Annotated in this window: 19 protein-coding genes and 1 riboswitch; of the genes, 7 read left to right on the forward strand and 12 right to left on the reverse strand. The window is 47.5% G+C overall.

The features are described from left to right. Positions 1-98: 98 nt before the first annotated feature. From AC6ESP_RS19910 to AC6ESP_RS19925, 4 genes are all read right to left on the reverse strand, one after another. The gene (locus AC6ESP_RS19910) at positions 99-1,748 is read right to left on the reverse strand and encodes an ABC transporter substrate-binding protein (protein WP_497098488.1); all 1,650 of its coding nucleotides are present in this window, start codon (positions 1,746-1,748) and stop codon (positions 99-101) included. Positions 1,749-1,829: 81 nt separating this feature from the next. Then, positions 1,830-2,315 carry a DinB family protein gene (locus tag AC6ESP_RS19915; RefSeq protein ID WP_497098489.1) on the reverse strand — a complete coding sequence of 162 codons (486 nt, stop codon included), beginning with the start codon at positions 2,313-2,315 and terminating at the stop codon, positions 1,830-1,832. 144 nt (positions 2,316-2,459) lie between these two features. Next, entirely contained in the window at positions 2,460-4,073 is a 1,614-nt protein-coding gene (locus AC6ESP_RS19920; RefSeq protein ID WP_497098490.1) for a response regulator, read from the reverse strand. Continuing rightward, positions 4,070-5,905, reverse strand: coding sequence for a cache domain-containing sensor histidine kinase (locus AC6ESP_RS19925; protein WP_497098491.1), 1,836 nt, complete (start codon positions 5,903-5,905; stop codon positions 4,070-4,072). The genes AC6ESP_RS19920 and AC6ESP_RS19925 overlap by 4 nt, the downstream gene beginning before the upstream one ends. A 123-nt stretch (positions 5,906-6,028) precedes the next feature. Between AC6ESP_RS19925 and AC6ESP_RS19930 the strand changes: the two genes are divergently transcribed. The 4 genes from AC6ESP_RS19930 (at position 6,029) to AC6ESP_RS19945 (ending at position 10,309) form a co-directional block, all read left to right on the forward strand. Further along, positions 6,029-6,916 carry a carbohydrate ABC transporter permease gene (locus tag AC6ESP_RS19930; protein ID WP_497098492.1) on the forward strand — a complete coding sequence of 296 codons (888 nt, stop codon included), beginning with the start codon at positions 6,029-6,031 and terminating at the stop codon, positions 6,914-6,916. Continuing rightward, the gene (locus tag AC6ESP_RS19935; protein WP_497098573.1) at positions 6,916-7,749 is read left to right on the forward strand and encodes a carbohydrate ABC transporter permease; all 834 of its coding nucleotides are present in this window, start codon (positions 6,916-6,918) and stop codon (positions 7,747-7,749) included. The genes AC6ESP_RS19930 and AC6ESP_RS19935 overlap by 1 nt, the downstream gene beginning before the upstream one ends. 115 nt (positions 7,750-7,864) lie before the next feature. Further along, positions 7,865-9,151, forward strand: coding sequence for an ABC transporter substrate-binding protein (locus AC6ESP_RS19940; protein WP_497098493.1), 1,287 nt, complete (start codon positions 7,865-7,867; stop codon positions 9,149-9,151). A gap of 198 nt (positions 9,152-9,349) precedes the next feature. After that, entirely contained in the window at positions 9,350-10,309 is a 960-nt protein-coding gene (locus AC6ESP_RS19945) for a ribose-phosphate diphosphokinase (RefSeq protein WP_497098494.1), read from the forward strand. A 57-nt stretch (positions 10,310-10,366) separates the two neighbouring features. Here the strand turns inward: AC6ESP_RS19945 and AC6ESP_RS19950 are convergent, their stop codons facing one another. From AC6ESP_RS19950 to AC6ESP_RS19960, 3 genes are all read right to left on the reverse strand, one after another. Next, on the reverse strand, positions 10,367-10,930 hold the full coding sequence (locus AC6ESP_RS19950) for an NUDIX domain-containing protein (protein WP_497098495.1): 564 nt from the start codon (positions 10,928-10,930) through the stop codon (positions 10,367-10,369). A gap of 542 nt (positions 10,931-11,472) precedes the next feature. Continuing rightward, positions 11,473-12,507, reverse strand: a complete 1,035-nt coding sequence (locus tag AC6ESP_RS19955) for a Gfo/Idh/MocA family protein (protein ID WP_497098496.1) — start codon at positions 12,505-12,507, stop codon at positions 11,473-11,475. Positions 12,508-12,527: 20 nt separating this feature from the next. Next, the gene (locus tag AC6ESP_RS19960; RefSeq protein ID WP_497098497.1) at positions 12,528-13,412 is read right to left on the reverse strand and encodes a sugar phosphate isomerase/epimerase family protein; all 885 of its coding nucleotides are present in this window, start codon (positions 13,410-13,412) and stop codon (positions 12,528-12,530) included. A gap of 121 nt (positions 13,413-13,533) precedes the next feature. Here AC6ESP_RS19960 and AC6ESP_RS19965 point away from each other — a divergent pair, with 121 nt between their 5' ends. Further along, a complete protein-coding gene (locus AC6ESP_RS19965) occupies positions 13,534-14,424 on the forward strand; it encodes a helix-turn-helix transcriptional regulator (RefSeq protein ID WP_497098498.1) in 891 nt (296 codons plus the stop codon). An 88-nt stretch (positions 14,425-14,512) separates the two neighbouring features. Continuing rightward, positions 14,513-15,064: a general stress protein gene (locus AC6ESP_RS19970; protein WP_497098499.1), complete on the forward strand. Its 552-nt coding sequence runs from the start codon at positions 14,513-14,515 to the stop codon at positions 15,062-15,064. A 162-nt stretch (positions 15,065-15,226) separates the two neighbouring features. Here the strand turns inward: AC6ESP_RS19970 and AC6ESP_RS19975 are convergent, their stop codons facing one another. Then, positions 15,227-15,376, reverse strand: a complete 150-nt coding sequence (locus AC6ESP_RS19975; RefSeq protein ID WP_497098500.1) for a DUF5662 family protein — start codon at positions 15,374-15,376, stop codon at positions 15,227-15,229. Positions 15,377-15,393: 17 nt separating this feature from the next. Then, positions 15,394-15,927, reverse strand: coding sequence for a GNAT family N-acetyltransferase (locus AC6ESP_RS19980; RefSeq protein ID WP_497098501.1), 534 nt, complete (start codon positions 15,925-15,927; stop codon positions 15,394-15,396). Positions 15,928-16,211: 284 nt separating this feature from the next. Then, a riboswitch (FMN riboswitch) is annotated at positions 16,212-16,357 on the forward strand. A gap of 137 nt (positions 16,358-16,494) precedes the next feature. Here AC6ESP_RS19980 and AC6ESP_RS19985 point away from each other — a divergent pair. Beyond that, positions 16,495-17,439, forward strand: coding sequence for a DMT family transporter (locus AC6ESP_RS19985; RefSeq protein WP_497098502.1), 945 nt, complete (start codon positions 16,495-16,497; stop codon positions 17,437-17,439). Positions 17,440-17,512: 73 nt separating this feature from the next. On the opposite strand, the gene AC6ESP_RS19990 is transcribed toward AC6ESP_RS19985, so the two are convergent. Genes AC6ESP_RS19990 through AC6ESP_RS20000 form a run of 3 tightly spaced genes read right to left on the reverse strand, consistent with a single transcriptional unit; the run spans position 17,513 to position 20,502 of the window. Beyond that, positions 17,513-18,469, reverse strand: coding sequence for an ABC transporter substrate-binding protein (locus tag AC6ESP_RS19990; RefSeq protein WP_497098503.1), 957 nt, complete (start codon positions 18,467-18,469; stop codon positions 17,513-17,515). A 21-nt stretch (positions 18,470-18,490) separates the two neighbouring features. After that, positions 18,491-19,501, reverse strand: coding sequence for a FecCD family ABC transporter permease (locus AC6ESP_RS19995; RefSeq protein WP_497098574.1), 1,011 nt, complete (start codon positions 19,499-19,501; stop codon positions 18,491-18,493). Further along, positions 19,498-20,502 (reverse strand): FecCD family ABC transporter permease, encoded by a 1,005-nt coding sequence (locus AC6ESP_RS20000; RefSeq protein WP_497098504.1) that lies wholly within the window; start codon positions 20,500-20,502, stop codon positions 19,498-19,500. Before AC6ESP_RS20000 ends, AC6ESP_RS19995 begins: the two co-directional genes overlap by 4 nt. Between the last annotated feature and the right edge of the window lie 35 nt (positions 20,503-20,537).

The raw sequence follows: 20,537 nt of genomic DNA on the forward strand, positions 1-20,537 counted from the left end.
CTGTCTAATATTCAAGAATGATAATCATTCTCGAATATTACTTTAAACGTAATCACATGAAATGACCATGTCATAAAATGATCTGCTCTCATAGCATTTTATGATGTGAATCCCTCCATCAGCAGTTCAAGCTGCTTCTGCGTAGATAACGGGTCGAAGCCATAGAACAGATCCAGGCAGCCAAGTGTAACTACCCTGCCCAGCCTGACTGCCTGCATCGCTTGCCAACGAGAGGAATTCATCATTATCTCCACTGCAGGTGATGAAGACTCTTTCAAGATGACAATGTAGTCTGCCTCATAGGAAGCCATCTGCTCCACAGATGTACACATGTAGCCTTGTGTATCAATGCCTTTATTACTCATCTGCTCTGGCATATGGAAGCCAAGATCATCGTATAGGACGTGCCCACCCCTGCCGAATCGGTTGCCGAAGGCATAAGCAACATCCTCGTTAATCTCCCAGATAATGAGACTTCCTCGACCACCAAGCTCTTCATCGAGCCGAGCATTCGCCTGTTCTACCTGCTGGCTATACTGTTCCAGCCAGTTTTCAGCGAGCAGTCTTTTGCCTGCCACCTCTGCGATCATTCGGAACTGCTCACGCCAATCCAGCTTCATGAAGGGCAATGCGACAACAGGGGCAAGAGATGTAAGCTTCTTATCCGCGGCCAGCCAGTCATAGCCGATAATGACATCGGGATCAAGTGCCTGAACTTGCTTATAGGAGCCGTAGCCAGAAGCCCATACCAGCTCATGCACTTGATCATTTGGTAGATTCGCTCTTTTCTCTATCATCCATGAAGAATACGCCCCAAGAATCGGCTGTACCTGTAGGGCAATCAGCATCGCCGTATAATTATAATTCGCTGTTACGATACGTTTGGGTTTACTAATAAAGTTCATTGGTGCTATACCGACCACTTGCTTGAATTTGCGGCTCAAATAGTATCCATCCTTGTACCCCACACTTATGGCCAGATCCTGTAGGCTATTCTGCTTGCCTGTCAGCAGCCGCTGCTGTACATTGCGAATCCGGAGTGTATTCATATATGAACTGAAGGTACAGCCCATATTTTTATGAAATACACGGGAGAAATGCTCAGGCGTCACACAAGCAAGTGCTGCCACTTGCTCACGCGTCAGCTCCTCCCGATAATTCTGATGAATATGCTCTAGAATATTCGGGAACCAATCGCTCTGAGAGCTGCTTGCAGGGTCTGGTTCAAGGTAGATCTGCTCCAGCAGCTCTAGGAATAACCGATGCGCCAGCAACGGCTGATCTGACCTTTGCTGCCATGCAGTCTCAAGCTCCTGTGCCAGCGTAAGAACACGCTGAGAGCAGGATTGTACAGCAGCTGTGCTCGATAGAGCCTGTGGAGCAGTGTGGTTCATTGTCATACTGCTGTATTCGATGACCATGCCCCAGAGCGCTTGCATGTCCAGCAACTGAAGGCCCGTATGGCTTCCACAGCATAACACAGAGCTCGCTTGCATGATCTGCTCTACATCATTCACCTTCCATATAGCAGTCCCTCCCATGACTACGATAACTATGGCATTCTTACTGTAGTACTCCTCTGTCAGGTAAGAAGCGGCACGAGAGAGATTAGATAGTTGTATTGGAAAATAATAGGTTAGGTTTCCAGCTTCATCACTAGCATTGTTGATATTCATCTTTTGCCACCATCCGAACTCTGCGATAATCATTCTCAATTGATTATAACGGATACTGCCGTTTAACGCCATTGAATATAGGACAGCCCCTCAGAAGGTTAGACAAATATAGTAAGTTTATCATAGCGGATAGCACAACTAGGAAGCCTGTCTTTAATTCTCGACAGGCTTAATTAGACCTTTCCCTATGACGTTCGCAGATACTGGCTGCTTGCCCACTTCTCTAGCCCATACTGACAATTGACCGCAATGATGAATGTGATGGGCTATGATATGCCGTATAACCTCTCCCCATGTATCAATAGCAACCCTGCCATCAAGCTGGGTATCGTACAGAGGACGTGCCTCCATGCCTTGCTCCCACGCTTGCACGAATTCCTCCACCTCAGGACGAAAAACACGATCCAGCTGTCTAACTTTATCCAAAGAACGATACTCATCGAAATTCTCCTGAAAGTCTGGTTTGCCTTCCAGAACACGGATCCAGCTCCACTCCACATCGACAATGTGGAAGAGCGTTTGCAGAATGCTCCCTACTCCCCCAGTTCTAGAAGCAAGAAGCTCTTCACTTGATAGCTGCTCGCACCACTCATACCATTGCTCCCTAATGATCCAGTTATAATGAAAAAAGGTTTGCATGCGATTCATTCTCCTATTCTTAGCTTGGATTCCTATTCTTAATAGTAGCATCAAATAGGTGAACAAGTGTACTCATACAACGATCGAGCATAACCTTACTTTTTCTTCTTGAGCCAATAATGAAGAGGGCGCAGACAAGATGGTCTACGCCTGTTTGCGGAATTGATTAGGAGACATACCAACGAATTTCTTGAACACCTTGCTGAAATATTTCTCATCGTCATAGCCGACCATTTCAGCGATTTGGGTAATTTTTAAATTTGGATTTTGGAGTAACAGCTTGGCTTTGTCAATACGAATACGTCCCAAATAATCGAACACATTCTCGCCCAGCTCCTGCTTGAACCTTCTCGAAATATATTCTCTGCTCAGGAAGAACCGCTCTGAAATATGCTGCAGCGTTACCTCACGGTCATAATGCTGCTCCATATATTTGGCAATTTCCTGCATGATCGTATGGTCCTTGCCGCGATCATGCCCTAATCCGGCAGTGAATTGGGTCAAGCTACCGAGCAGCTCCTGTCTCCATACCGAGAAGGATAAGCAGCCCTCCTCATCCAACAGGTCTGCAATAACCATCGAGGGTGGCTGCCACGCTTCAATATGCTGCTGCTCTTGCCCATTCATTCGTTCGTTATACCAGCGCGTCAGCAGGTTCTCATACTCATAATGCCATAATTCCATCTGCTCCAGACTTATCGATGGCAGCTTCTGTACCTCTTCTATCCAGGCATGCACAGTAGCCTGAATATCCTTCTCCCGTCTTCCCCATACACTATTGCGGAATCGCTCCTCGTAAGCATTCATACTGATCGTATTCAGCCCAGCCTTCACCTTCGGATCATGCTGATGGAGCCAGTTGTTCGGTGTGAGAATATTCCGCTGTCTAATGGCTGCACGAGCAGTCTGATAGGAGATGGAGAGCCCTTTGGGAAAGGCCTGCCGCGTTCCGATTCCATAATCGAACCTGCTGTTTATTGTCGCCCGCAAGCCTCTATTGATTGAACCCAAAGTCTGCTCCCATTCCTCCAGCTTGTTCCACAGCAGGATGACGATCTCATCGTCACTGTTCCAATATCGGAAGGCGAAGCCTCTATTCTGCTCCTTCAATATCTCATTGCATACGTTCGTAAGTGCGAAGAACAGCAGGTCCCGATTATACCGGAACTTCTGCGACACCTTGCGCTCCATCGACAAGGTACTGAGCACGAACGCCTGACAATATTCGACATTCATCAAAGAGAATTGTTCACATAACGCTTCAGGAATAACTACAGCATGATTGGAGGCGCTGATCAAGTTAGAGAACAGCTTATCCCAATAGACTGGCTTGATTTGATTCATTTCTATATCGTTCTTCTGACTCAGCTTGCGGGCGCGATCCTCGTTCTCCCAGCTTGACTTCGCCCTTAGCAGCGCTTCCGTTAGCTGCTCAGGATCAATAGGCTTAAGAATGTAATCTTGACCCCCATATTTCATGGTGCTTCGGACAAGCGTGAAGTCATCATAGCCGCTTATCACGATCGTTTTGCATGGATGCCCCTCCTCTTGAAGCCATGCCAGCAGCTCTACACCATCACGATGAGGCATCCGCATATCGGTAATGACAATCTCCGGCTGCTCACGCCCGATAAGCTCTGAGGCTTCCAGCCCATTCTCCGCCTCATGAATATGCTCTATACCTAACTGCTCCCAATCGATGAGCAGTCTTATCGCTTCCCGAACATGCTGCTCATCGTCCACAATTAATAGCTTCATTCTTGTCCCTCCAGCTTAACATGAAGCGGTATGCTTAGAGTCACACGGAATCCGCCTGACGGAGATGACTCTACTCTCATATCTGCCTCATCATTATAATAGAGCTTCAGTCTCATCCATACATTGCTAATACCGATATGCTTCTGCTCATCCAATAGGACAGCGGAGGATCTCAGCAGCATCTGCTGCAGCTCGCGAAGCTTATCCTGCTCTATTCCACTGCCGTTATCCTCAATGCGGATCGTCAGCCAGCCATCTCTCGTAACCTCCGACAGGATGTGAATTTCACCGCTGCCGCTAGCTGTCTCATACCCATGCTTGAAGTAATTCTCTATTAATGGCTGCAGCAGCATCTTCGGTACATAGATCGGCAGAGAAGCTGGATCAATATCGTATTCGACAGTCAGATGCTCATTGAAGCGCTGCTTCTGCAGTTCCAGATACGCCTTGGCATGACTAAGCTCCATCGTGAATGGAACGATAGCCTCGTTCGTATTCATGTTGTATCGCATCATCTTGGCGATAGCTGTAATAAGATTATATACCTTAGGTGCCTGTGAATGCAGGGCTAAAGTACCAATCGACTGCAGCGCATTGTATAAGAAATGCGGATTGATCTGTGCTTGCATTGCCTTCAGCTGATTGGTTTTATTGGCAATCTCGAGTCGATATTCCCGGTTAATGAGCTCTCTTACCGTCTGGATCATCGTATTGAACCGTCTTGCCAGTATGCCAATCTCATCCTTGCTTTGAACAGGCACGACGACATCGAAGTTGCCGGATTGCACCTGATTAATATGGCCGATCAGCCGTTTGATTGGATTCGTGAAATGGTAAGCAACATAGATGCTAGCTATGACGACAATAACCATGAAGATGGCTAGAATAAGGGAGTTGATCGTTAGAATCGCTTGCGCACTCTCATACAAATAAGAATACGGCAGCTGCTTCACGACGATCCAATCCATATAATTCGCACTAAGCGTGTCATAAATGACGATGCCGGAGAAGGAATCATCCTTCCACTTGATCACTCCGCTATCTGAAGCAGACGCTAATACATTAGCGGTCCACGGCATATCCGCAAGCTCCTTCTCCGGAGCGGACTGACTGTGCCCTGAGCAAATAACGTTCTGATTACGGTCGATGATATAGAGCTTTTCCTGTTCGGACAGTGTTAGCTGCTTGCATATTTTGTTCAATTCGGCAGACTTCACATCAATCGATAAATAGCCAATGACCTCATCGCTTGGCGTACGAATAATAGGACGCTGCAGTGTGAATACGCTTTCCTTGGGAATCGCTTTGCTCCAATCCAGTGAATATTGCTTACTGATGTGCGTAGCATCCAAGAATGGCTCTGAGCCTGTCCCATGCTCCGGCCAGTCCTTCTTAATGTACGTTCCGCCTCTAAAAAAACCGCGGCTTAGCAGATAAGACATCCGCTGCTCGCCGATCTGCAGATAAATCTGATGAATCCCCTTCGTCGATTGATACAAGTTAAGCATATGAGAGTAGATCAGCATGCGGTTCTTCACATCGAAAGCGTTTGCATCCACATTCGCAGATTGTCCACGCTCGATGAGCGCATAGAGTGAACTCGATGAGTTCAGCGAGTTATACACATCAAGGGATGAGTTATTGATGATATCCATATAGCTGATGATATTGTTTTTACCGAGTGACAGCAGGTTCTGGTTCTCAAGGATCGACTGGTCGGTCACCTTATTCTTAATATAATTGTTGGACACCAGCATGGAGATCGTAATCGGAATAACCGTTACAGCAAGCAGCAGCATCATCAGCTTTCTTCGGATGCTCGTCTCGAACAACTGGGGTCACCTCATCCATGTCAATATATTACACCAAACCCATCATATCTATCAGTGGTCGTAAAAACAATATCTGTTTATATTTTAGTTATACTATTGTTGCTATTGAAAGGGGATAACACCATGCCTTTGCGCAGAAAAGCTAGTGGATGGATGCAGCAGCTTGTGTTCGTTGGACCTGGATTGTTGGCATTCTCGATCATCGTCCTTATTCCATTCCTCCTCGGCTTCTACTACTCCTTCACGGAATGGAACGGGCTTGATTTGGACAAAGCCAAGTGGGTTGGTATGGATAACCTGCAGCGTATTTTTACGAATGACGATAAATTTTGGACCTCTCTCCTCTTTACTCTCAAATTCACTGCGGTAACGGTTATTGCCACGAATCTATTCGGATTTTTGCTAGCTTTGCTGCTGACTCTTCCTCTTAAAGGCAGGAACGCGCTGCGAACGGTCTTCTTCTTGCCCAATGTAATCGGCGGAATTCTGCTCGGCTACATCTGGCAATTTATTTTCACCAAAGGCTTCAAAACGATTGGTGAGCTTACAGGGTGGTCCTTGTTCGAGCTTCCATGGCTAGGAACGCCAGAAACCGGATTCTGGGGATTAGTTATCGTCTTTGTATGGCAGACGACCGGCTACATGATGATCATCTACATCGCAGCTATTGTTGGTGTGCCGAAGGATCTGATGGAGGCTGCTACGATCGACGGTGCAACCTATTGGCAGTCAATTCGCAAAGTGACGTTACCGCTCATTATGCCTGCCATTACGGTCTGCTTATTCCTCACTACCTCGAATGCCTTCAAGATGTTCGACCTTAACCTCTCATTAACCAAAGGCGGCCCCGGCACCTCTACACAATCGCTTGCTTACAACATCTATGCGGAGGCGCTGGTCAACAATCGTTACGGTCTAGGCACGGCCAAAGCCATGCTGTTCTTCTTCGCCGTATCCCTTATCGCAGTTACACAAGTATGGTTAACCAAACGCAAGGAGGTAGAAGCTTGATGCAGACAGCATCCCGTATACGCAAGGCCAGCATCCTGACACTTGGCATTGCACTCGCCCTATTGTTCCTTGCTCCCTTCTACTTCGTACTCGTCAATTCCGTCAAAGCGCTGGGAGAAATTATGATCGATGCTGCTTCCCTGCCGCTGGAATACCAATTCGCCAATTATTCTAAGGTATGGGACATTATCCGGTTTCCGAAGGTGCTTGGCAATTCCATTCTTATTACAGGAATAAGTGTCGTCGGAATCGTCATTATCAGCGCGATGACCGGCTATCGGCTCGTTCGCAAGCCAACTCTGTTCAACAAAATCCTATTCACCTGCTTCATCGCATCGATGATTATTCCGTTCCAATCCGTTATGCTTCAGCTCGTTAGAGTAACAAGTATTCTGGAGCTTCGCGGCAATCTGCTCGGCATCGTCGTGTCCTATCTTGGCTTCGGTCTTTCCTTATCGGTATTTCTGTTCCATGGCTTTATCAAAAGCGTACCGCTCGAAATCGAAGAAGCAGCGGTTGTTGATGGATGCACGCCATATGGCGTATTCTGGAAAATCGTCTTCCCCCTGCTGCGCCCTATTATGGTTACGGTCATTATCTTGAACGGACTGTGGATCTGGAATGACTATTTGCTTCCTGTCCTTATAATTGGCTCTAACAAAGACTTAACGACCATTCCACTAGCCGTTACGCGGTTTTTCGGTCAATATACGAAGCAATGGGATTTAGCGCTTGCCGGCTTGACCATGAGCATAACGCCGATTTTGATTGCATTCCTGATGCTACAGAAGTATATTGTGGAAGGTATTTCTGCAGGCTCCTTAAAGGGGTAATAAACAATATTTTACACTTTATTAGACAAAAACGTCAGTGTTTCATCTTCCAGCTCTTTTTTATAATCAAGTTGTAGCCGAAAAAAACAAATATACTGTGGGAGGTCACAAAGCAATGAAACGTTTATCCCTATTAGTAATGTCTGCTCTTCTTGTTCTCGTAGCTGCGTGTGGAAACGGTAACAATGGTAATGGCAATACACCAACCAATACGACCGAAGGAGAGACTGCAACAACGACTCCGAAAAAAGACGTGACTATTAAAGTGTTCCAATTCAAAGTAGAAATTGCCGATGCCTTGAACCGTATGGCTGAAGAGTATGAGAAAGAGACTGGCGTTAAGGTAGAGGTAGAAACGCATGGCGGCGGCGAGGATTATAATGCTCTGCTCAAAGCTGAGATCGCTTCCGGCTCAGAGCCAGAAATTTTCAACTCCGAGGGCTTTGCTGCTCTTGAGCCTTATTACGACAGAGCGACTGACCTCTCCGGCGAGCCTTGGGCCAAAGATGTAATCGAAGCTGCTGCTTCGCCAGCTCAAGTCGACGGCAAGCTGCTCGGCATGCCGATGAACATCGAAGGCTATGGTATTTTCTACAATAAAGATCTCTTCACACAAGCTGGAATTACTACACTTCCAACTACGCTTGCTGAGCTGGAGGATACTGCCAAGAAGCTTGAGGCTGCTGGCATTACGCCGTTCTCCACAACGAATGAATGGTGGTCCATCGGTCAACATACCATTAACATTGGTCTTGCTGAGCAAGCTGATCCTGTTAAGTTTATCGAGGATTCCAAAGCAGGCACGGCTTCCTTCAAAGGCAATGAAGTATTCAACAACTGGATTAATTATGTAGATCTCGTGTTCAAATACAGTCAAAAAGACAAGCTAACAACAGACTATGCTACTCAAGTTGCTTATTTCGCTTCTGGCAAAGCAGCAATGATTCAACAAGGGAACTGGATTCAAGGTGATGTTGACAAAATCGCACAGCTTAACATTGGCCTGCTGCCAATTCCAATCGACAACAACGGCAAATCACGTATCTACACAGGTCCAGCTAACTTCTGGATCGTGAACAGCAAATCCAAAAATGCGGAAGAAGCAAAAGCCTTCTTGAACTGGATGGTTTCTTCTGAGACTGGCAAGTCTTACTTGACCAAGGAATTCAAGTTTATCCCCGCTCTTACTTCTATTCATGCAACGAGCGAGGATATCGGTCAGATGGGCGCAGCCGTATCCGAGCAAGCAGCAACGGCTGGCGGCTGGACTTGGGGCCGTTACCCAGATGGCATCATCCAAGGCTGGGGCGCAGCGATGCAAGAATACCAGGGCGCTACGATCGACAAGGATACCTTATTCGACAAGTTCGACAAAGCTATTCAAGATATCGTGAGCAAATAAGTATTCTATATGAGCACGAAAGGTACTGCATGCAGGTCTATCGGACCTCCTGCAGTACCTTTTTCAATACCCTGGACTCACATCTTAATGGCTGTCCCTCCCTTACGCACTTGAATATGGATCATATGAAGGTATAATGAAAGAATCAAGAGTGATTGAAGAACGTTATTCTCGTCACATGAACCCTAGGAGGTCTACATGCAAAAGGTAAAAATATTTTCCGGCACGTCGAATAGGCCGTTCGCAGAACAAATCTGTAAGCAGCTAGGCGTACCGCTTGGTGATGTGGCGCTCTCCCGCCTGCAAAGCGGTGAAATTCATGTGTCTTATGAGGAGCCAATTCGCACCTGCCACGTCTTCATCGTGCAATCGCTCTCCCATCCCGTGAACGAGCATCTTGTTGAGCTGCTTGTTATGATCGATGCGGCGAAGCGTGCTTCCGCCAAGACGATTAACCTCATCATGCCTTACTACGGTTATGCTCGCCAAGAACGAAAATCGGCGCCGCGCGAGCCGATCTCAGCGAAGCTTGTTGCTGATGTTCTCACAACTGTCGGAGCTAACCGTCTGATTACGGTCGATCTTCATGCAGATGCGATTCAAGGGTTCTTCGATATCCCTGTCGATCATCTGTCCGCGCTTGATCTGATTACGGATTACTTGAAGAGCAAGAACATTAGCCAGCCTGTCGTCGTCTCTCCTGATGCTGGCCGAGCTGCTATGGCCGAGAAGCTGGCTAACTATCTGGACTGCCCATTTGCGATCATGATCAAGAATCGCCCTGCGCACAACCAGACAGAGATTACACATATTATCGGTGAAGTAGAAGGTAAGACACCGATCATTATCGAGGATCTTATCGATACAGGCGGTACGATCGTTAACGTCGTGGAGGCGCTCAAAAAAAGAGGCGCGAACGATGCCTACATCTGTGCGACACATGGCTTGTTCTCCGGCAATGCGCTTGAGAAGCTCGACCACCCGTTTATCCGTGAAGTAGTCATCACAGACACGATTGCACTTGATGAGAACCGCTCGGATAAGTTCATTGTCCTCCCTATGTCGCCGCTGCTAGCAACGGCTATCAAGATTATTAATGAAGGCGGCTCGATCGATACCCTGCTTAATTCGCGCCACTGTGCTTCAGCTAACTCATAAGTAAATAAGCGAGCTCGCCTATTGCAGGCGCAGCTCGCTTTTCTATTGTGCATTCAATTATAGAGAACGATAAAGTCCGTATTTGGATAGCGAGGCGCTGGCATTCTCATCCACAGCAAGCCCACCTGTACCGCTCTGCAGGGCAATCTCAACCAGCCACTTGGACAGCTCGGCTACCTCCATTGTCTGCATCTCCTCCAGACTGAAGAAGCCAGCACCGTCCACTTCCACTTGATCCGGCTGCGGATCACCGTCAATATAGTCCATAGCAAAGCAAATATATACATCATGAACGGCATGAGGACGATCACGAATCGCAATGATTTTGCGAGCCTCAGCTTGAACGCCAGCCTCTTCCATTACCTCGCGTTCAATTGTGCTCTTAATGAGCTCCAGCTGCTCCGTGTATCCGCCTGGGGTAGTCCATAGGCCTTTGCCCGGCTGCTGTGCTCTCCTAACTAACAGAACTTTATCTTCCTTAACCACACAAGCTCCTACCCCAATGCTATAGCTGCCCCAATGAACAAAGCTGCAATCTGGGCAGGCTCTTCTGTCTTCCCCACCTATATTTCTCGTCTCCAGCTTACCGCCGCAGGATAGACAATAATTAACGTTGCTCATGCTGTTTCATTCTCCTTAGACCATATTCAGATCGGCTTTCCTACTATTTATAGTATAAGGGAGCTGCAGCATGAATGAAAAGCCTTCCGTAGGGAACAAGGCGATTGAGCGGAACCAGTTGCTCGAGTTGAGTACCTGGTTACTCTAAACCCCTGTGCTGCGTGCGAACAGCGTGCATTCGCGAAGCGGGTTGCGCCAATTGAGTTGGTTTCTCTAATCCCCTGTGCTGCAAGTGAATGGAGTGCATTAGCGAAACGGGGTTCACCAATAGCGTAAGAGATTTCTCTATTGGTGGACGTATGACGCGAATGAGTCAGGTTAGTGAAATGACTTGCCTTATTAGCGCAACGAGGTGCGCGAATAGCGTAACTGGTTACTCTAAACCTCTGAGCTGTAAGCGAACACGGTGCATTAGCGAAACGGGGTTCACCAATAGCGTAAGGAATTTCGCTGATTGACGGTAGCGTCAATCATCAAACTATTGAACGACAATAAAAAGCATGCAAATAGTCCATCCATTTGCATGCCATTTACTATATTTATCACCCGATAAAATCAGCAATCTTAAGCTTCGCACCAGATTTTGCGCTTTCAAGTGCTCCGAGCACCATTGCCATGCTGTAGCGATTGTCACGTGAGTCCGTCTCTGCTGGACGCTGTTCCTCAAGGGAGGCGAACATTTCATCCAGACAGCCATGGTGGAAGGTGTTCACCAGCGTAACAGTCTCTGCCTCGATTCGAGTGTACTCCTTAAGGAACTTGCCGCTCTGATCACCGTCTGCAATTATTTCCGCATATGGCTCGCCATGTCCATCCCATACTGCCGTTCCCTTCTCACCCGTTATCCGCCAAGAAGCTTCCCACGACGTTGGAGCACCTTCCGCGCACCACGAGCCTCTATAGCAGAATACCGACCCATCAGACATTTCATAGATGCAGATCGCAGATGCGTTCCCCTCATACCAAGAGCCTGGAGGGTTGAACTCCTGACAATATACCGATACCGGATCTGCGCCTAGAATGAGACGTGCTTGGTCGAAGGTGTGAATAGCCATATCGAGCAGCAGCGGGCTTGCCATTATATCTCGGAACCCGCCGAAATGTGGTCCAAGGAAGAAATCTGCTCCGACATAGCCCGGTTGTCCGATCGTTCCATCAGCAATTAGCTTGCGTAATGAACGAATGCGCGGATCGTATCTGCGATTCTGCATGATCGCATGGGAACGGCCTGTAGCCTCTGCAACACGGACGAGCTCATTGCAATCCTCCATGGTCTCGGCAAGCGGCTTCTCACCGAACACATCACAGCCGAGCTGCATGGCCGAGGTGCCAATGGTGAAATGGCTTGCAGGAATCGTCACGTCAAACACGAGATTCGCTTCTGTCTCTGTAATCGCTTGCTTCACATCCGTGAACGTGCGGCATTGCAGCCCATGCTTATCAGCCATCGCCTGAGCGAATTCCAGCTTAATATCGACTAGAGCGACGATATCCGTATCTGGACGCTTAAGCGCATAATCGATCCAAGTGTTCGCCATTCCTCCGCAGCCTGCAACAACAACCCGATATTTCACCATTGTAGGTAACCTCCCTAGAGCTATACCGGATTCGGAATAAAGCTTCCGCCGCGGCATTGCTTCAAATAATTCAACGCATGAACCTGACCAGTCATCTCAAGCTCATCCTTATAGACAGGATCATGCCAGCCTTCGATGTCAATCGTGCCTTGGTAGCCTCCTTGACGAAGAATGGTAATGATGTCGGACCAGTTGCTGTCTCCGAAGCCCGGTGTACGATGCCAGACAAAAGGCTTCGGCCCATGGATACCATGTTCTTTGACAATATCCCAAGCAATCGTCGCGTCTTTGCCATGCACATGGAACACCTTGTTCACCCATTTGCGCAGCTGTGGAATCGGATCAATAAGCGACACCATCTGATGGCAGGGTTCCCATTGCAGACCTATGTTGTCCGATGGGATCGCATTGAACATTTTCTCCCAAGCGGCAGGGTTATGCGCAATATTCCAATCCCCTCTTGCCCATGTGCCGTCCATATCACAATTCTCGAATGCGATTCGAACGCCTTTATCTGCCGCTCTTCTCGACAGTTCACCGAACACCTCCGCATATCTCGTAAGCGATTCATCAATCGGAGAGTCCGTGATACGACCAGTGAAGCCTGATACGATATCTGTACCGAATAGATGGGCATGGTCAATAAGTCGCTCCCAGCTAGCAATTGTATCGGCATTGTCGCCAGTGCCTGTCAGTGGGTTGCCGAATATACCAATCGTCGAAATGATGAAGTCATGCTCGTCTGCAAGCTCTCTTACCCGCTTCGCTGTCTCGATTAAATCTGTATTCCCAGTTGTCTGCCAGAACGTCAAGCTGTACGATTCGAAGCCGTGCTTCGCGATTTGAGGAATGACCCGCACAGCATCTCCCCCGCCAACTAATGTACCTATTCTCAAATTATTCATTGTATACCACTCCAATATTGGCTTATAGTAGGTTTAACAACTACATTATAGCTTCGATAAACAGCGATATCTCTTATAATCTTGTGTATTAATAGTCCAATCTTGTGGGAGTTGACCGGAAGTGACGTATCCGAAGGAACTAAGAGAAATAACGAGTCTGGAAGAAAAAACATACCCTTTCCAGCTGTTCAGCAATACATGCACCGACGCAAAACTTAATCAGAATATCCTCTATATGCATTGGCATGAGCATTTCGAGATTATTATGATGCTCTATGGAAGCGCTATCTTCCATATTGACAGTCAGCCTTATGAGGTGCAGGCTGGCGAGGTTCTAATCGTGCCTGCGGGGGGGCTGCATGTCGGATACAGTATGGTTGAAGGCGATCTGCACTATATTTCCCTCGTGTTTAATGGATCGCTGTTCAATGACTGGGTACATGATCCGGTTCATGCCGAATTCGTAGCTCCGTATGTCGAAGGCCGATTGCAATTCCCAGTCAAGCTCGAGGTGCGGGGAGATAGAGCCGTACATTATTCACTGCTTGAGAAGACAGTCGAAGAATACAAATCCAAGAATCCCGCATATCAGCTTGTCATCAAGTCACAGCTCTATCTGCTGTTCACGCTGCTCGCGAGGGATTGTCTGCCCCAGCAGCTGGCTAACAAGCCCAAAGAGCATTATTCGTTGAATCGGGAGAGATTCAAGCCCTTCCTTCAATATCTGGAGAACAACTATGCGGACAAAATATCCGTCGAGCAAGCTGCCAAGCATGTCAATCTGAACCCCTATCATTTCTGTAAAATGTTCAAAAAGCTGACCGGCCGCACCTTTGTAGAGTATGTGAACGTCTGCCGCATTAATGAGGCTGAGCGGCTGCTCATACAAAGCGATCTGACTGTAACAGAAATTGCCGGCAAGGTCGGCTGCGATAATCCGAACTATTTTACCAAGCTGTTCAAGCAATATAAAGGAATGACGCCTTCTCAGCTGCGCAGCACTAAGCTCTGATTCTCGTTCTTGGTTTTCAAATTGGGCTTGTTAGGGTAATAGCCTAGTAAGACTTACTTAGACTACCAATCGATCAGGAGGGATTAAGATGAGCAATGAGAAGAAAATCGTCGGAGTATTCGAGAATGAGCAGGCAGCGATTAACGCCATTGAAAGCTTGAAAAGCCACGGCTACACTGCTAGTGAAATATCTGTCGTAGCGAACAATAAAGAGGATTATGAATCACTCGAAGCCAACACAGGTACTCAGGCACCTGATGGTGTAGCTATAGGAGCTACAGCAGGCACCATACTAGGCGGAGTCACCGGACTATTAGCGGGAGTCGGCGCATTAGCTATTCCCGGTATCGGTCCAATCATTGCAGCTGGCCCCATCGCTGCCGTGTTGACCGGAGCTGCTGTAGGTGCAGGAGCAGGAACATTAGTCGGAGGACTTGTCGGACTTGGAATGACAGAGGACGAAGCAATCATCTATGACCGCTATGTCCAAGAAGGCTCCATTCTCGTCTTGGTTGATGCCGATGCTGAGCGGAGCAAGCATATCTATGACACTTTCCGTACAAATAATTCCCAGAATGCGTCAACATACACCTATGAGCCGAATACTCAGCAAGGCGTCCCGGATCATATTATTAAATAAATATAAATACTTAAAATGCAGGATTATCACTCCAGCTACGTGCTGTGAGTGATAATCCTGCATTTTCTACTTTTTCATCAGAATTTCAAGTTCTTTTTTCGTTTCGGGATGCAGCAATATAGTATCCGTAAGGTTCAAAGTCGGTTCCTTCACTTTTCTCCCTCATTTTCTTGAAAAGGAGCGCCAATCACAAACCATTTCTATCAAATATTTCCGAGGCATTGGTAATGCTTGTTTTTCATTTGGACTGATTACCCAATATTCCCAGTGGTGTTTATTTGCATGCTGATGATGAAGCCAAGCATATTTCAAACTGTTTATTCCTGTTTTTAACCTAACATCTTCTCATAAATACGAAAGCCATCTACTTCCCCCATGAATTCGTACCCGATACCACTGTAGAACTTATTCAAGGTTGGATTATTGCCTATGCAGTCCAGCCGAATGCGATTCTTGTTCTCGAAGCGAATACTGGAATCGATAAAACGCATCATTTCCTCACCCAGACCTGTGCCTGCATAATCACGATTAATCGCAAGTCTATGTAGATAGACAGCTGATTCCATGTGCTGCTCATGCTTGCCCCACAGACGTAGATCCCAATCGCTTGGGCTCTGCATGAGTATGACAACGCCAGCCAGCAGCTCATCCTGCTTGAAGACCACGACCTCTCCCTTGGATACATAGCCAATCATATTATGGTGATCTTCACCGGTGAGCAGGCCGCCCCATTGCGTAGAGCCCTTGCTCTTAAGCCAAGTGGCGGTACGAATAAGCAGCTCCATGATGAGTGGAGTATCCTCCACCTTCGCTTGGAACGCTTGAACAGCGGAATTAACTTGAGAATGGGGAATGGTGAACATACCTTACTACCTCCGATATTTGCTGGTTGATTGATTTTATATAAAACTAACGTTTTATTCAGACTCGTTTCAGGTTCGAGCCATACAATACGAATAACTCCTATTTCGATATAGTTTTACTCTCTGGTCCGCCCCTGCTAGGCGGGCTATTTTTTTTGGCGCTATCCCACTTTATAATGTTTCGAATAGTCTATCAAGCTTTTTTGTCTGGATTAGAATTGGATTGGAACTAGACAACTCGGATAAATGGGAATATAATGAGCAAATCTATTAAAAAACGGAATAACGATCTTCGGGGTAGGGTGTAATTCCCAACCGGCGGTGAATGCGAAGAGCATAAGCCCGCGACTCTCTGAGCCGACAACGGTACGGGGACTGACTTGGTGCAATTCCAAGGCCGACGGTATAGTCCGGATGGTAGAAGATCATCATTGAATCAAGAGAGGACTGTGCGCTACAGGTCTGTCCATATTGATTTATTTGATTTGCCCCGATTCGCTGCAATTCGCGAATCGGGGTTTTTATTTGCATACCCAGTCGTTCCCGTAACAAAAGGAGCAAGTCGTCATGAGTAACATTACAGCATCACCACTCGTCAAATTCAAGCCGATTCGCATGGAATTCTGGCTTGTCGTGCTGGGAGCAGCACTATGGGGCATTGATCCTCTTTTCCGGATTATTTTGCTCAAATCACTTACTTCCACTCAGATTGTACTGCTGGAGCATGTTATTCTATTCGTTGTAGCATTTCCGGTCCTTTGGAAGAATCGTGCAGAGCTTCGAGGCATTAAGCTTCGTCATGCAGGAGCACTATTATTCATCTCATGGGGTGGTTCAGCACTTGCCACCATCTTATTCACGCTTGCGCTAAGCCACGGCAATCCCAATGCCGTATTGCTGCTGCAGAAGCTGCAGCCCCTATTCGCTATTGTCCTTGCGAGGCTAATGCTCAAAGAAATTTTGCCTAAATTTATCAGCCCCTTCCTCGTGCTTGCGTTGGCTGGGACCTATCTTCTCACCTTCGGATGGACGATTCCATTCGGACATGTGAACGAGTTCGTTCAGATCGGCAGCCTGCTGTCTCTAGGAGCTGCGGTGCTATGGGGCGGCTCGACCGTCATGGGCAGATATTTGCTCGGATCGATGAAGTATGAGACGGTTACTTCCTTAAGATTCATTCTTGCTCTGCCTCTGCTCCTTGCTATTACGTTCTCTGAAGGTCAGAGCTGGCATCTGCCGGCTGGTGCATACAATACCAGCTTGGTCTTCCTTAACCTGATTCTTCAAGCGCTGCTTCCCGGACTACTAAGCTTACTGCTCTACTATAAAGGCTTAAGCGCGATCAAAGCCTCCTACGCAACGCTAGCCGAGCTTAGCTTCCCGCTTGTCGGCGTGCTGCTCAACTGGGTCGCCTTCGGACAGATCATTACACTCCCACAGCTTGCAGGATTTATTATGATCTGGATTACACTGTTCTTCATCTCACGTCAGACTGATACTGGGCGGCCATGACCCCGAGCAGATAATTAAACAAAGGTATCCTAGAGGCCATATGGCCTCTGGGATACCTTTTTGTTCAACCTTTTTATTTACTGAACAGCTTTACTGCGTCATCCAAGGCCATTCTATGTCCGAGAGATGAATAATCCAGCCATTTCTGTCCATCCAATACGTACACATGATTGTTTTTGACGGCCTTCAGATTTTGCCAGACCGGGTTGCTCTCAAGCTCCTCGAAGTTGCCCTTCGCTTCATTGCCTTTGCTAATAATTACGAAGATGGCATCCGCATTGAAGTCAGGCAGCACCTCCTGTGAGATGACAGCATACGGCTCGTCCACGATTTTCTCAACGCCATCTGCCTGCTTCAACTGAAGATCCTCATATAGGATCGGTCCTACAGGACGCTTCATTCCCATAACACGCAGCTCTTTGGCGGTCATCCGAATCGCCATCACCTTAGCATCTGCCCCAAGCTCCTCATTAATTAAGCCCTTAACCTGCTTCGCCTTCGTCTCATATTCTTGGATAAAAGCTTCGGCTTCCTTCTCGCGTCCAACGTTCTCAGCAATGCGATTCAGATGATCCCGCCAAGTGCCAGTGTCCATATCAATGCTGATCGTTGGAGCGATTTTCTCGAATTTGCTGCTATCATTGCCCGTATACACTTCATCGATATAGATCACATCTGGCTTTAACGCCAGCACGGATTCCATATCAGGATCTGTAACAACGCCTAGCTTCGCTGTTCCTTGCAATTGATCAGCAACATGCGGTAAAAAGTCCTTCACATCACCGCCAACAACTGATCCGGCAGGTGTAATGCCAAGTGCGAGCAAGTTGTTCGTCATATGGATGGACATGGATGCAATTCTGGCATTCGGATCATGTATAATGGCTTCTGAATCCGCTTCGGCCGGCGACGCTGTACTGCCAGTTGTAGCACCCGGGGTATCCGTGCTATTATTCTGGGCTTGTCCGCAGGCGGATAGTAGAACCATCAGAACCAAGCTGACTATCCCTAATATTCTTTTTTTATTCATCACGTAGATATCCTCCAACAATTAGGTTTTTCGAAATAGTAAATACAAAAAATAAGGACCGCCGATAGCGGCTACCACGATTCCCGCAGGAATGGAGTTGGGCTGAAAGATCGATCTTCCTATTGTGTCGGCAGTGACCAATATGACCAGGCCCACAAGAGCAGCCACCGGCAAGAAATGCCGATGCTGAGGACCTGCTAATCGCTTCGCGATATGAGGTGCTGCAAGGCCGATAAATCCAATGCCTCCGGCCATCGATACACTGGCACAGGACAGCATAATGATTCGATTCCTTGTGACGAAGCCGCCCACACCACTCGCAATTTCATCTCCAAGCATGAACAAATCCAATGTTCTAGATTTGGAATAGATGAATGGAACAAGCACAATAACCCAAGGCAATAATGCCCACACATTGGCCCAATCCCTTCCCCATACACTTCCCGCCAGCCATCTTGCCGCGAATGTGTAGGTATCCTCATCTAATCGTAAGGACATGAATAGCGTAACAGCGCTTATTCCCGCCTCAATCGCTATTCCTACCAGTATAAGACGAATTGGCAGCAGCCCTTTATAACGGTCATACGCGAACAAGAAGATAATCAAGGCTGTTAACAGCCCACCTAGGAAAGTGAACAATGGAATAAGCAGCGCGACAGAGCCTTCCATTGAACGAAAAAAAGAAACAAATACAATTAACCCGAATGCCGCTCCGGCATTCAATCCGAGAATGCCCGGATCAGCAAGCGAATTGCGAGAAACTCCTTGCATAACTGCACCAGAAACCCCTAGCCCGATACCTGCCAGCATCGTAATGACGATCCGCGGCATCCGATAATCGAATAGAATCATCGTGTCCTCTGGAGTACCTGCTCCGAATAACGTAAGCCACACAGTCGAAGGACTTAGACGTATCGTGCCTGTATTCAAGCTTATAGCGATGACTAGCAATGCAATTAGAAGCAGAACGATGCTTGCGATGACCGCTCTTACTGATCTTCTTCTTTCTAGGCTTGCGATCCTCGACACTATAGCTCTCTCCTTTCTTTACGTGCCAGATAAAGAAAGAAAGGCACTCCCACTAAAGCGACCATTGCTCCAATAGCGAACTCTCTAGGCGGATTAACAAGACGAGCTGCAAAGTCTGCCCACACGAGCAATATGGCTCCCAATAGACCTGACAGTGGAAGGAGTATTCGATAATCTCTTCCTGCCAAGCGTCGTGCGATATGAGGAATGATCAGGCCAACGAAGCTGATTGAACCGGCAGCAGATACCGAGGAACCAGCAAGAATAACCGCTGCCGTCATGCCCAGCAGCCGAATTATAGCGATACGAACACCTAGATTCGCAGCAGATTCATCACCGAGCGACAGAAAGGTGATGGATCGTCCCATCCATATAGCCCACGTGACCGTTATGAGAACGATAGGAATAAGCAGCTTCAAGTGCATCCACTTCACGCCAGCTAACCCTCCAGCATACCAGAATGCCAGATCTTGACTCAGATCGTAATAAATGGCGATACCGCTGCTGAAGGAATGCAGGATAGCTGCTACGACAGCACCCGCTATAGTTAATTTAATGGAGGATAAACCTCCCGGCGTGACCGTTCCCAACAGGAAGATAAGTAAGGTACTCATTGCTGCCCCTATGAAAGAAAAGATCATCAAGCCCGAATAAGAAAGACCAGGTACAAAAGCAAAGCAGATCGCTACGACAAAAGCAGCCCCCGCATTCACACCCAATATACCGGTATCGGCCATTGGGTTGCGCGTTACCCCTTGCATAAGGGTGCCCGCTACAGCGAACGCCATACCTGTAATGACGGCGCCTAACACACGCGGCAATCTTAGTTCATGGACAATTTGATGAGAGGTTAATGAAGCATTATAGTGGAATACCGCACTCCACACCGTCTCCAGACTCAAGCTCTTAGCGCCATAGGATACCGCCATAAATATGGACAACAGCAGTGCCGCAATCGCCCCTGCAAAACACAGATAAATCGAGTATGTTCTCTTCCATTTCATAAGCGGTTTGTTAACGATGCCTCCTCATTCAAAAG

The sequence above is a fragment of the Paenibacillus xinjiangensis genome, assembly GCF_059686975.1.